Below are 12512 nucleotides of genomic sequence, written 5' to 3' on the forward strand. Positions count from 1 at the left end.
CGGCTATTCGGAAGTAATCCGGCGCAAGCTCAGTTGTTGATAAATTGCCGATGAACTTGCTAACCCGCTGAATTCAGCAACGGAGGCCTGATTACTAGCAGGAAACATGCGTCTTATCACCCGATATGCGAGCTCAGAAAAGCCGTGCTGTCCCATACGATGGCGCTATTTCCGTAACAGGGTGATATCCATCTGATAGAACCGGAAGAGATTTTCCTCTCCCGGAGAATCGGCAGCTACGCGCTGGTAACGATCGAGCACGTCTTTAACAAAGTCGAGACGTTTGCCCTCCGGCAGGCGCTGCGTCCACTCGATGAAAGTGACGGAGCCGAACGCGAGGAAGGCAGAACGTGATTGAAAATCCCAGGCTTTGGCTTCAGTATGTGTGCGAAGAACACGAAATCCGTTTCGTTCGGCAAGAATGCCATACTGCTCGGGTGTGAGGTGGAGATATGGATCATGGAAGGACTTGAAATAGCCAGCCCAACGTGGTGATAGGCGCGTGTCTTCGATCACGTCTTCCAGACTCATTCGCTCGCCTTTTGGCACCAGGCGCAGCTTAGCCCGACCATCAGGTTTGAGGGCAGAGCATATGGATTGGAGCGCTTGACCCTGCTCCGGGATCCAGTGAAGTGCGTTGAACGAGACGACGAGATCAAACTCCTCCTCGAATGGTAGATGCCGGGCGTCCGCAACGACGAACTGAAGATTGGAGTGTAGTGTGGCGTCACGGTGAGCCATTGCGAAGTTGATCATCTCGGCGGAGGCATCTACCCCAACGACATTCCCTTTGGGAACGCGTACGGCGATCTCAGTTGTGGTCTTCCCGTTCCCGCATCCGACGTCCAGAATCTGTTCCGCACCGCTCAGGTCGAGCAGGGACAGGACCTCTTCGGCCATCCCCGCCTGCAATGCAGACAGTCGCGCGTACTCTGACGCGTTCCATTCAGTCATAACGCGCACTCCCCACACGAGGATCACGGGCTTATGCTTTGAGCCAAACCCTTGGAACACTAATCTAGTCCATCGTGGGCCGGTCATACAGATCCAACAGAAAGACGTCTCCAAAACGGGCTAACTCCCCGGTTGGTCAGCTACTCTTCCCTAATCGGGATAACTTCCGTTTTGCCCGTAATCCGCTCGCAACCGGCAGCGACCAGACGCCAGGGCCTGATTCTATTCTCGGCCCGTCAAACCTGATAAAGTTTGCAACCATGCGGTACTCCGTTCGATCGCCGGCACCCTGGATGTTCAGCCTCTTGATTCTGCCGCTTGGAATCTCTGTGGGCTTCAAAGTTCACGCCTCTGCCTTTTTTGCTGGCCCAAGCCGACGTTCCCTTTTACCGAATCGCGACCATCGCCTTGATGGTTCACTTACCGGCGGTCCTCGGGTTTCTGTGGGCGCCACTAGGGGACACCTCACGAAACGGAAATCATGTACGCTAAGGCAAGCTGCAGCCTTCCTACGGTCGAGCGCAGCAGAGTAGTCAAAAATGTTGTTCGTTTTGATCTCGTCGGTATATCTTCGGCGTGTTAGTTCACCTTTGAGCTTTCGCCATGCAAGTTCGTCCCCGCGCGGTGTAGGACATGCGATCACGTATTGTATCGAAGAGGTATTTCGAGGTGGTCTCGGTGGCTTTCCTCCTGCTTGTTCTCGTGGCCGAGTTAGGATTTTTCGCGCGCCGGCAATCACAAACGATCGATGAGGCGGACCACATCTTCGCGGGTTATCGCTACTGGCAATGCGGCGATTTCGGCGTCAATCCCGAGCATCCACCCTTCGCGAAGCTCGTCGACACCCTCCCACTAGTTTTCGACCGGCCGAAAAATCCCGGCGCGCCCTGCGCATCATACAAGACGGGCCAATCCGCCGATTTCTTACACGGGCACGATTTTCTTTATTCGAACGACGCGGGAAAAATCCTGGCAGAGACTCGTTTCTTTGCTGCGTCGTTCACGCTCTTGCTACCTCTCCTTTGCGCCGCACTTCGCGCATCAATATGGGGCCGTGTGGGTTGACTATCGCGGCATCTATGATGCGACCACGCGCGCGGCCGGGTTTGACTATTTCGAGAATTCCCGCCGCGCCACGTATGCGCAGCGTAACTATGCCATTGCCAACCCCATGGGTTGGGATTGTTATTCAAAGGACATCTGGGGCCTCAGCGCCTCCGATGGACCAGGTGATCTAGTCATAAATTTCAAAGGCAAGCCGACGCAGTTTTATGGCTATGCGGCCTATGGGCCGAAGGGCATGCCCGACGAGGAAGACCATGGCACCCTTGCCCCCACCGCCGCGGTAGCCTCGATTCCCTTTGCACCCGAGATTTGCATCCCTGCGGCCTGGGCCTTACGCAATTTCCAAGGTGGGCGGCTTTATGGCAAGTACGGTTTTTTCGATTCGTTCAACCCTAGCTTCCGTGATACCCATGTCAGCCTTAGGTCAGGCAGCGTTGATGGGCGCTTAGGCTGGGTTGACAATGATTATCTCAGTGACAATCAGGGGCCGATTCTAGGCATGATCGCGAATTACAAAACAGGGATCATCTGGAACGCCACCCGCAAAGTGCCCAATCTGGTGCGCGGTTTGAAGCGAGCAGGCTTTACCGGCGATTGGTTGAATGGGACATAAGATCAACCACTGCGACTCGAACGGAACATATGAAGACAAGCGTGCGCTGCCGTGGAAGTGATGTTTCAGCGTAGGGCGTCAGTTCTCACAGCGGGTCAACTGTTGATAAATCGCCAATGCATTCATCCATAGGGATTAGTACCAGGAGGTCGGCCAGTGTACCGCAATCACATGGCCGGCCTCCCGGTCCAGAAAATCGGACCTAGCGTTTCTCAGGATCGACATCGTGGCTCTCTTACTTTCGTAGGCCTGTGAGCTCGTGTACCCTCACGTTAGGGATGCTTCTGCGTAACCTCGATCTCGACATTCTACGGACACTCATCACGGCCCATGATCTAGGCGGCTTCGCGCAGGCGGCAGACCGTCTGGGGCGGACACCAGCCGCGATCAGTCTGCAGATGAAGCGCCTGCAAGAGGAACTAGGAACACCGCTCTTTCGCAAGCAGGGCCGGGTTCTGAAGCTGACAGAAGCCGGACAGACCGCCCTCGGATACGCTCGGCGCATGCTTGCCCTGAACGATGACCTGTTGCAAACCATGCAGGGCGCGACGCTAGCCGGCACCGTTCGCATTGGTGCTCCGCAGGATTTCGCGGCGCTGCTGCCTGATGCTTTGCGGCAGTTCGCAGCCCTTTATCCACGAACTCAAATAGAGCTGCGTATTGAGGGTAACGGCGCTATCATCGAAGCCCTTGACAAGAGTCAGCTTGATCTCGCGCTGACAATTGGATTCGCGGATCGGAAGGACGCTCTGCTGCTGGGCGAACTGCCTGTGCTCTGGATCGCGAGCCGAGCTTTCCGCATACAAGATGGTTCTCTCCCACTTGCTGTACTTGGCCCTCAATGCGCCTTCCGCAAGGCCGCGGTACAGCAGCTCGAAACCGCCGGAATCCCGCATCGTATCGCGGCCACCAGCCCAAGCCTGGACGGCCTATGGGCCGCGCTTCAAGGAGGGCTTGGCATTACCGCGCGCACCGCTATGCAACTGCCAGCTCATCTAGTGGCGAATAGGTCGCTGCATCGCCTGCCTACCCTTCCAACTCTTCCCGTGGCACTGCACCGTCGCCCGAACGCCGCTAACTCTGCTCTTGATGCTTTCCATTCTTTGCTTGGCGCGGCCACACGAGGCGCTCTGGCCGAACTCACGCACCCGCAACGCTCCCACGTATTGCGGAAAGCGTAAGCGCCACTTAATCCTTCGGTAAGAACAATCAAATTGTGCAGCGTTCATGCGGATGGTACGGTGCACTCATGATCGCTCGCGTCCTTTCGCTCATTGCTACCGTGATATTCGCTATCTCCTCCGTGCATGCCCAGACGCCTGCCGCGAACTCGTTTGTCGGCACATGGAAGCTCATCGCTGCGGACAAACTCCTCCCGGACGGCACCCGAGTCGCCGATTATGGAACTCAGCCGCACGGCTTGGCCATCTTTACTGCCGACGGCCACTTCATGGTTGAAGTCTTCCGGGATGTGCGCGTGAAGTTCGCCAGCAATGACCGGGCCAAGGGCACACCCGAGGAGTACAAAGATGCGTCTCTGAGCGCCAGCTGCTCGTTCGGCACCTATAGCGTCGACCCGGCATCCAGCAAAGTCACCATGAAGATTGATCGCTCAACTTTTCCGAACTATGACGACACCACTCAAGTGCGCGCCTATGAACTTAAGGGCGACATTCTCAGCTGGAAAGTCCCCGCCCGCCCCGACGGTTCTATCCCGATCACCGTCCTCCGCCGTATCGCTGTTCAGTAGAAGACGTAGAAAGGCGCCACGTAAAGTTGATGTGGCTGCTTGGCTAAACGTCTCCAGGTTTGTCTAATTGGTAATGACAAGTCGGCTTCTCGTCAGCTATCGGTCACTGACAAGAACAGCGTTTATCGTTACCTACATCACCTGGGGGTTGGCGGCTACTGACTGAATGCTGCAACGAGTAATTGCGTTGCTCCAGATCTATAGCTTTATAAGAGCTTCATTCCGGTCTAAACGAGGCCCTGAATGTAGGTTGCGAGCTGTCCGGCGGCGTGGACAGCGGCAGGAGCTACGTCCGCAACCAGCTTTGCCGTGCGCAACAGCCCATCAGCCGAAAGATCTATGAAAGGTTTCTTGCGCTCGGCCTCCGGCTTCGAAGCTGCATTGACTGCCTTCTGGACAGACGCAGTGATTGCTTGCACCTCTTCAGAGTGCGAGGCTTCAATCGGCTTGAGCTCGGCCTTGAGCTGCTGAACCAAGTCGTCTAACTTCGACTTTTGCATACTTTTCAGACCGGTTGATGCATTGATTGTCTGCGTGACGTTCTTCAGTTCCGAGTCGATGTTGATGATGGCGTTTCCGCCGACCTTTACGTTGTTCTGGGTCATGATCATCTCCCTAACTTCTAGGTGCTTCAGGCTTTTGACTACTACCTTACCCAGCAAATTCTGAATGATCGGCTTGTCGTACGTCTTTGTCATAAGGCGCTGGTAGCTGAGCGGAGCATCTGCCAGCAGAGGACTCTGCTCGTCGAAGTTCGTAACCAACTCACCTTCGAACTGGGCCGCGTAACGTTCCATCCATCCTGCAGCGTCTGACAGCTGAGCTTCCGTGGGCTCGCAGTTTACAAAGGTGTACTGGTGCTGCGGCGGGTATCCGTAGTCGATCCATTCCTTCTCGCGCTTGAACATGACCACCGGGCTGACAAAGAAGGGCTCAGGCTTCTTCTTTGCACCACCCTCGATCTTTTCTACAAACAAGATGAGGGGTCGCGTGCCTCTCTGTTGATTGCCTATCTCTTCCAGCCCGACGTTCTGGAGAAAGCGTACACGGCCCGTGAGGGTCACGCATTCTCCCCAGGTCAAACCTGTTTTCCGCAAAAGCCTCTCGGGGATTACGAGGGGGACGCCCATGTGGCAAAAGCGACCAGTGTATGCAGTCCCGTACCAACAAAATTCATCGTCAATTTGTCTTGGGCGTAAGCGTATGGAGCCTATGCCGCCCGATTCGATCAATTCAGACTTGAACGCAGGCTTGTAGTAAGAACCGAGGGCATCATTGCGATCTGATTTGTTTCCCTCGATGTGAAGTCGCGCGTGGGCGGCTTCCTGCTTCCAATAGAGCCCGGGAGTTCTCGGAAACCAGTCGCTTATGCGGAAGGTTTCCAGCGATACGTCCGCTAGCAAATTCAGGTTGTTCCAGAAGTCCTGTTCGCTGGTGAATACCAGTTTCTCGGTATCGCCTTTGGCCTTCTTACCTTTGGTAGAGGTAGACATAAAGACCTGTAAGAGCTGGTGAACAAATGTCCGCGGAGAGAACGCACCCAAGGCGTAAGGAGCGTCGTCTCGCTGCAGGAAACTCTCTGGGTTCTTTGGGTCGAATGCGCGCAAATGGCTCCTACCATGCGGTGATGCAGAAGATTAGCATAGGAAAAGCCTATGCGCTTGCCGAGAAGCTGAAAAGCTGAAAAGCAAAGTGCAGCAGAACCTGACGAACCGGCTCTTGCGCATTCGCTCCGGCAAATCGCCAATGAACGCAATAAAGCAAGGTAGTCCTCATAAGTCGGCTTGTAGTGACCGATTCGATTACCATCGAGAGACGTCTGGCATAGCCGCTGCGTAAGAACATTCGTGCAGAAGGTAAACACGCCCTCATGAAAAGACAAGACAGTGGGCTCCTCCGCCTGATCGCCGTCTTCAAGCTAGTAAAGGCGCTAACTCTTATAGTGGTGGGCATTGGCGCGCTACGCTTGATTCACACGAATAACGCTGCTGACACAATCACTCGATTCGCTGGAAAATTCAGCTTCAACCCGGGAGCCCGCTACCTGGATCATTTCCTCGCCAAGATAGCGAACCTTCCTCCCAGGGATTTCAGGGACGTGGGTATCGGCAGCTTCGTCTACGCCGCGCTATTTCTAACCGAAGGGGTTGGTCTGTGGCTCGCGAAACGCTGGGCCGAGTGGTTCACCGCTATCATTACCGGCTCCCTGATTCCGTTGGAGATCTTTGAGATCCACCGGCATCCCACGGTCGCAAAGGTCATCGTGCTTCTCCTCAATATTGCAATCGTTGCCTATCTCATCGTGCGGATTCGCAGGGACAGTCGAGCATAATGAAGGATGATGAGGACGTTCGATCCGGCGCCGTTGATGCAGAGAAGCGCGTTTCGGAAGAGTAGGGTTCGAAGTCGGCTTATGTCGACTCGATGAGTGCATCGCCCTGTTGGCAACAGTTGAGTCGCGGGCACCTGTCCGAAAGCCGATGATTTGTTCAGGTGGAATGTGGAGCACCTGCTTAGAAACTGTTGTTTTGAGATTTGCGCAAGGACAATCCAATTAGTCAGCTTGGATTGAACACGAAAAAGCTGTCGCCCATCGCGCCGGACGGCGAGGCTCGCGTTCCATGGACAGAGATTCATGCCAGGGATTAGTGAACTAGATTCGTCCGACGCAAAAGCTCGTGGAAGCGGGGATCGCTGCGGATTCCGTCGTGTCTCGGATCTGCGTTCAAGGCCATCATGAAGATGCAGCGCTCGTCGAATGCACGGTCGAACCAATCGAACGCCTCATCTACCCTGCCAAGCGCCCGATAGTCTTCTGCAATGTCATACGAAGCGCATTGATGGTCGATCTGTGAGAGTGAATACTGGAGGTGGGCCTCGCGATAACCCTTCCAGCCGCTCTTCTCGTACCCCGAGCGCAGAAGATGGACCTGCTGCGGAGTAGCATACACCTCGATCCCCTTCAGATCGGCAGCGACCGACTGATCGTACTTGCCCTCAACTTCATAGATGTTGGATACCCAACCTTGAACCGCTGCTGCCCCGTCCGGCGCAATTTCACTGGCGTGCACTAGCGCCGCGAGCGCTTCGTCGTAGTGCCGGCCGAAATAGAGCGTGTTCCCTAGGTACCGATTCGCGAAAAATGACAGCCAACTCTACCGCCTTTCGCATATGGGCAATGGCCTCCTCACTGCGAGCTCGCACAGTCAAATAAATTGCATAGCGGATCTCGGCAAGAGCGCTGTTTGAGCTGAGCTCGATCCCGCGGCGAAGGTTCCGTTCTGCCGCGTCCCAGTCCCACAGGAAGACTGTGTCGATCGTCCCTAACGCCGTGTAGCCTTCCCCATCGTTCGGATCCAACTCGATTGCTCGTTTCGCGGCGGCGATTGCATCCGGCATCACCTCGTTCACTGGAGCTCCGCCTGCCTCGTGCATCGTGATAAGTGCTTCCGCAAGTCCTGCATGTGCTGCGGCATATTCCGGATTGAGCGAAATGGCCTTGCGAAAATAAGATGCCGCTGTCTTACCGTCCCGCCTTTCGACGAAGAACCGCCCGCGTAGATAAGCATCATGAGCTTCGGGATTGATATGCTTCGGGCTCGCTAGCTGACTCTGGACCGACGAAGTCAGGGCAGTCTTCGTCTGATATGCGATCTCGCGGGCGACATCATCTTGCAGTGACAGAACGTCGCTCAGGTGCCCCTCGAAGCTCTGCGCCCACAGGTGTTTATCATCCCGTGCGTCGATAAGTTGCGTTGTGATCCGAACGCGGTCGTCCGCGCGAACCACCGAGCCTTCAATGATCGCGTCGACACCAAGCTCTTGAGCAATCTGCCGCAACGATTTTCCGCTTCCCTTGTCTCGCATCACTGAAATTCGCGAGACCACACGCAAATTCGGAATCCGCGCCAGCTCTGTGATCAGTTCGTCGGTCATCCCGTCGGCAAAATACTCCTGCTTCGGGTCGCCCGACAGGTTTTGCAGCGGAAGGACGGCGATGGACCGGATCGGTCTAACCTCTCTGACACGCTTTTGGAGAAGCCAGCTGGCAACAACAACTACTAGCGTCAGCAAGCACGCCAGCATCCCCACCCGCATTTTGAGGTGTCCACTTCCAGCTTCCGCCGTCGGGGCAATCGCGGCCTTTGCCTCAGCTTCCGTTTCGGCTGCGCCTTTCGCCGCTTGCGGATCCGCTAGGCCCGGTTGGAGCTGTCGGTGTAGTCCCTTCTCTGTATCGCGCACCGTAAAGACGGCTGCATAGCTCCCCTTGGGCATCTCGATGTGGAGGGGGTCGCCTTGGCCCTCCCCTGCATAGTATTCGCGAAGACGACTGCGCAAACGACCTGCTTCTACTCTGACCGTTGAATCAACCGTCGGGTCATACTCGGTCCCTCGCTCAAAGACATCGACTGCAATGGCGTACTCTTTGGGCGGCGAATTCGCCAACGACTTCTCGACAACATACCGAAGAAAGGCCTGGCTGCGGGTTGCAGCCTCGAAGACCTTTGACTTGAGAATGCGTTCGACCTGTTCCGTAACCAGGTTTGGATCGATTTGCGTTAGCTCTGTACGCATGAAAGGTAGCCGCAAGTCGTTCAAACAAAATAATGTAACGCGTGACTTACGTCACGTAACTTCCTGGCCCACCCTCTAAAACCTCAATATCTTGGCGGATCGCCGAGAGATACGGTTCCCGCGAAAAGAGGATTCTAATATGCAAAAGCGTCAAATCCGTTAGCGGTCATACCTTCGTGCAGTCGGGTTTTTAGTCCGGCGATGATCGATTCCGATCGTTTGCCGCCCATCGCCTTACGTAACTCCTCGGCTTCTCCACCCGTGAGATTTGCTGCGACCATGCCAATCTTCATCACCTGTTCCTGGAACAACGGCACACCAAGTGTCCGTTCCAGAAATGGCTTAAAAGACGAATGGAGATAGGCTATGGGCTCTCGTCCAAGTCTCCGTGCGATATAAGGATTAACGAACTTTCCTGTCACAGGCCCAGGGCGGATGATAGCAACTTGCATCGACAGGTCGGCGAAGCACTTCGGCTTCGTACGCGGTAGAGCAGACATTTGGGCGCGGCTTTCGATCTGAAACAGACCCACGGTATCGGCCTGCTCGATAGTCGCGTATACGGCATCGTCCTGTGGTAGCTGAGCGTAGTCGAGTTGTTCGCCATAATACTGCGGAACGAAATAGGCAGCATCCTTGAGCACCGCAAGCATCCCAAGACCCAGAAGATCAACCTTGATGATGCCCATATCGGAGCAGTCGTCTTTATCCCACTGCACCACTGTTCGGCCTGGCATGGAAGCGCGTTCGATGGGCACGACGGAGTCCAAATGGCCCTGGCAGATGACCATACCACCAGAGTGCTGGCCGAGATTGCGAGGCAAATTCAGCACTTCGCCGGACTTTCGAAGAAAGTGCGCGATGCGTTGGTGCTTCATATCGAGGCCCGCTGCTTTAAAACTGTTCTCCAGAGTGTCGCTTGGAGCCTTCCACTCCTACACACTCATCAAGCCAGCGAGTTCAGACACTGTCCTTTGATCGAAGCCGAAAACTTTACCAACTTCTCGCGAAGAGGATCGGTTTCGGAAGGTGATGACATTCGCCGTCATCGCGGCACCTAGCTCACCGTAACGCTGGTACACATATTGAATAGCGCGCTCACGATCTGTCTTGCTGGGCAGATCAAGGTCAATATCAGGCCACTCACCACGTTCTTCCGAAAGGAATCGCTCAAAGAGCAGGTCGAGGCCAACTGAATCAACGATGGTAATGCCGAGCGCGTAGCAGATCACACTATTCGCGGCAGAGCCACGCCCCTGAATGAGAATGCCGTTGTCCTTGCAAAAGCGAACAATGTCCCACACGATCAGGAAGTAGCCTGCCAACCCCAACTTTTCAACCAACCGCAATTCCCGCTCCGCTTGCTGCTTTGCCTTCTCATAAAGAGCTGAATCGTTTTTGGGAAGGTAACGTCGGCGTATACCCTCATCCACGCGCTTACGAAGAAACGAATCCATCGTATCGCTGTCCGGCACTGGATATGCCGGAAACTCGTATCCACGCCCGGTTAGCTGAAATTGCAGGCGGCCCGACAGCTCACAGGTATTGGCGATGGCCTCTGGATAGTCATAGAAGAGTTTGCGCATCTCGGTCGCCCTGTGCAGATGTCGTTCTGCATTTTGGCCCAGGAGCCGACCCGCTGTATCGAGCGTCTTGCGATGGCGGATGCAAGTAAAGATATCAAGCACTTCACGCTCATACGGAGTAGCGTAGCTCACTCCTCCCGTCGCCAGCAGGGGTAAATTCAGCGAACGTGCAATACGAATTGCAGCACGGTTGCGATGTTCTTCCTCGCGGTCAAAGTGCCGTTGCAACTCGACATAGACACTTTGGGCACCAAAGAGCCGTACCAACTTCTCCACCGTCTTGTGTGCAGCGTCATAGCCTCCCTGTGCCAATGCCGCAGCTAGCGGGCCTTCACTGCCACCCGTCAGACAAACCAGACCATTGGGGTACTCTTCCACGTCGGCGATGACCGCAGCTCCTTCAGCCTTCGTCTTCTCTCGTAATTTAAAATTCGTAACTAGTCGGGAGAGGTTCCGGTATCCAATGCGTGACTCGACCAAGAGCGGTAAGCGGACGGGCTCGGGTAGATGTTGATGCGGCAGATAGAGAGCTGGCTGGAGGCTTTGGCCTAGATCGCTTACTGCGATCTCCGCTCCTATGTGTGCCTGTACGCCGCATCGTTGTCCCTCCGTGTGAAATCGCGCAGCGCCATATAATCCGTTGCGATCGAGCAGCGCCATCGCAGGCATTTCCAGACGCGTCGCCTGCTGGATCAGAGACTCTGGCATAGAAGAGCCTTCAAGAAAGCTAAAAGCCGACCTGGCGTGCAACTCCACATAGTCAGTCATATGTCCCCTGCACATACCAGCAGCGAGAACGCGGATCGTAGGCGATGCGGCAAAGCCGTTCCACACTTCCGTTCTCCAGTCGGACATCCCACTCTTCGCGGCACCAGTGCGTCTCAGACCACCACTGTCCGCTTACCCTGACTGGACCGGCCGCCTGCCGGACAACATATCCCGTTCCGGCCCAAAAGATCCGCATGGGTGTATGGTTCGTGAGTGTAACGCCGACCATTTGTGGTGGACGGAAGACGCGCAGAGCGATAGGTATCGAGGACAATAGTCTCTCGTTCCGTTGTGGTGGCAGCGGCTCAAAAGGCACCATGCGAAAAGCGTTCGGTCGATGATCGTCAGTCAACTCAGGCGAGCCGACACGTTTGTCGCCCAGCAGTTTCCGCATTCGTGCGAGCATCACTTCAAGCCGTCCCGGCTCCGGCGCTTGCGGGAGAAAGAGGCCATTCTGCGCTCGATATGGCGTGGCAGACTGTGCATGCAACTCCAATCCCACAATCGCCGCACTTGGAGGATGCGTCTCCAAATCGAGTTGAATGAGCTTGAGCAATGTCGGCGTATCCTGCAACGGTAAAGCTGGACGCACAGTTCGCTCATGCTGTGACTTGGCATCGAGATGAAGTACGATGCGGAGTGCAGCGATAGACCGCGCTTTACTACGAACCCGCTCCAGCAGTGTTGTCGTCATGCGAGAGAGCAGGAAGAGCAGACGCTCCAGCTCCTCTACCGGAAAGTCCAACTCCATACGTTCGATCAGGCTGGCGTCGAAGCTCGGTTCCATGGGGAACAGCAGGTGCGGCCATGTGCCGCAAGCAAGAGCATGAAACTTCTTTCCAGTTTGTCCGAAACGCGCAATCAGGTCTGTCTCAGATAGCGCCGCTAGTTCTGAACACGTGCGGATGCCCCAGACCGCAAAGGTCCCTTCAGTCTCTGGAGTTAGTTGCAGCGCAGTGATAGGCAGTCGACCAAGGGCGTGTGCCTCGCCGCCGGGTGGCACAACCGAGACACCGAGTCTGCCACATGCAAGAGACACAGCAGCATGGAAATTTTCAGCAACGGCGATATTGACAAGAAATCCCGCCGCCATGACGCTCTGTCGCAATTTGTTTGCGAGTTGTTCGGCATCCCCGTACAGGAGATCCATGCCGTGAATGTCCAGTGCATACGTGCCGGGCCGCTCTGCACCGACTCGATA

11 protein-coding genes and 1 pseudogene are annotated in these 12512 nt (G+C 55.4%); 5 read left to right on the forward strand and 7 right to left on the reverse strand.

Annotated elements, in window-relative coordinates; translation table 11 throughout:
• Positions 1–165: 165 nt before the first annotated feature.
• A complete protein-coding gene (locus RBB81_RS01405; protein WP_353072448.1) occupies positions 166–954 on the reverse strand; it encodes a class I SAM-dependent methyltransferase in 789 nt (262 codons plus the stop codon).
• Between the two features lie 633 nt (positions 955–1587).
• Between RBB81_RS01405 and RBB81_RS01410 the strand changes: the two genes are divergently transcribed.
• From RBB81_RS01410 to RBB81_RS01425, 4 genes are all read left to right on the forward strand, one after another.
• Positions 1588–2019, forward strand: a complete 432-nt coding sequence (locus RBB81_RS01410) for a hypothetical protein (RefSeq protein ID WP_353072449.1) — start codon at positions 1588–1590, stop codon at positions 2017–2019.
• Positions 1943–2632, forward strand: a complete 690-nt coding sequence (locus RBB81_RS01415; RefSeq protein WP_353072450.1) for a glucoamylase family protein — start codon at positions 1943–1945, stop codon at positions 2630–2632. Before RBB81_RS01410 ends, RBB81_RS01415 begins: the two co-directional genes overlap by 77 nt.
• A 278-nt stretch (positions 2633–2910) precedes the next feature.
• Positions 2911–3813 (forward strand): LysR substrate-binding domain-containing protein, encoded by a 903-nt coding sequence (locus RBB81_RS01420; RefSeq protein WP_353072451.1) that lies wholly within the window; start codon positions 2911–2913, stop codon positions 3811–3813.
• A 68-nt stretch (positions 3814–3881) separates the two neighbouring features.
• Positions 3882–4382 (forward strand): lipocalin-like domain-containing protein, encoded by a 501-nt coding sequence (locus RBB81_RS01425; protein WP_353072452.1) that lies wholly within the window; start codon positions 3882–3884, stop codon positions 4380–4382.
• A 227-nt stretch (positions 4383–4609) separates the two neighbouring features.
• On the opposite strand, the gene RBB81_RS01430 is transcribed toward RBB81_RS01425, so the two are convergent.
• A complete protein-coding gene (locus tag RBB81_RS01430; RefSeq protein ID WP_353072453.1) occupies positions 4610–5446 on the reverse strand; it encodes a hypothetical protein in 837 nt (278 codons plus the stop codon).
• A gap of 806 nt (positions 5447–6252) precedes the next feature.
• Between RBB81_RS01430 and RBB81_RS01435 the strand changes: the two genes are divergently transcribed.
• Complete coding sequence (locus tag RBB81_RS01435) at positions 6253–6714, forward strand: DUF2127 domain-containing protein (RefSeq protein WP_353072454.1); 462 nt, start codon at positions 6253–6255, stop codon at positions 6712–6714.
• Between the two features lie 313 nt (positions 6715–7027).
• Here the strand turns inward: RBB81_RS01435 and RBB81_RS01440 are convergent, their stop codons facing one another.
• From RBB81_RS01440 to RBB81_RS01460, 5 genes and pseudogenes are all read right to left on the reverse strand, one after another.
• The gene (locus RBB81_RS01440) at positions 7028–7453 is read right to left on the reverse strand and encodes a hypothetical protein (RefSeq protein WP_353072455.1); all 426 of its coding nucleotides are present in this window, start codon (positions 7451–7453) and stop codon (positions 7028–7030) included.
• Positions 7440–8957 carry a tetratricopeptide repeat protein gene (locus RBB81_RS01445; RefSeq protein ID WP_353072456.1) on the reverse strand — a complete coding sequence of 506 codons (1518 nt, stop codon included), beginning with the start codon at positions 8955–8957 and terminating at the stop codon, positions 7440–7442. The genes RBB81_RS01440 and RBB81_RS01445 overlap by 14 nt, the downstream gene beginning before the upstream one ends.
• Positions 8958–9091: 134 nt before the next feature.
• The gene (locus RBB81_RS01450) at positions 9092–9694 is read right to left on the reverse strand and encodes a hypothetical protein (protein WP_423248061.1); all 603 of its coding nucleotides are present in this window, start codon (positions 9692–9694) and stop codon (positions 9092–9094) included.
• Positions 9677–11398, reverse strand: a pseudogene (locus RBB81_RS01455) (PHP domain-containing protein); the annotation flags it as partial. The gene RBB81_RS01450 and the pseudogene RBB81_RS01455, both read right to left, overlap by 18 nt.
• The gene (locus RBB81_RS01460; protein WP_353073978.1) at positions 11304–12461 is read right to left on the reverse strand and encodes a DNA polymerase Y family protein; all 1158 of its coding nucleotides are present in this window, start codon (positions 12459–12461) and stop codon (positions 11304–11306) included. The gene RBB81_RS01460 and the pseudogene RBB81_RS01455, both read right to left, overlap by 95 nt.
• Between the last annotated feature and the right edge of the window lie 51 nt (positions 12462–12512).

The sequence above is a fragment of the Tunturibacter gelidoferens genome (assembly GCF_040358255.1).
In the GTDB taxonomy this organism is placed as follows: Bacteria; Acidobacteriota; Terriglobia; order Terriglobales; family Acidobacteriaceae; genus Edaphobacter; species Edaphobacter gelidiferens.

Excerpts from the sequence above, each read along its gene's own strand:
- RBB81_RS01445 (WP_353072456.1), bottom strand. The coding sequence starts at position 8,957 with ATGCGTACAGAGCTAACGCAAATCGATCCAAACCTGGTTACGGAACAG.
- RBB81_RS01435 (WP_353072454.1), top strand. The coding sequence starts at position 6,253 with ATGAAAAGACAAGACAGTGGGCTCCTCCGCCTGATCGCCGTCTTCAAG.
- RBB81_RS01410 (WP_353072449.1), top strand. The coding sequence starts at position 1,588 with ATGCGATCACGTATTGTATCGAAGAGGTATTTCGAGGTGGTCTCGGTG.
- RBB81_RS01460 (WP_353073978.1), bottom strand. The coding sequence starts at position 12,461 with ATGGATCTCCTGTACGGGGATGCCGAACAACTCGCAAACAAATTGCGA.
- RBB81_RS01425 (WP_353072452.1), top strand. The coding sequence starts at position 3,882 with ATGATCGCTCGCGTCCTTTCGCTCATTGCTACCGTGATATTCGCTATC.
- RBB81_RS01405 (WP_353072448.1), bottom strand. The coding sequence starts at position 954 with ATGACTGAATGGAACGCGTCAGAGTACGCGCGACTGTCTGCATTGCAG.
- RBB81_RS01420 (WP_353072451.1), top strand. The coding sequence starts at position 2,911 with ATGCTTCTGCGTAACCTCGATCTCGACATTCTACGGACACTCATCACG.
- RBB81_RS01450 (WP_423248061.1), bottom strand. The coding sequence starts at position 9,694 with ATGCCAGGCCGAACAGTGGTGCAGTGGGATAAAGACGACTGCTCCGAT.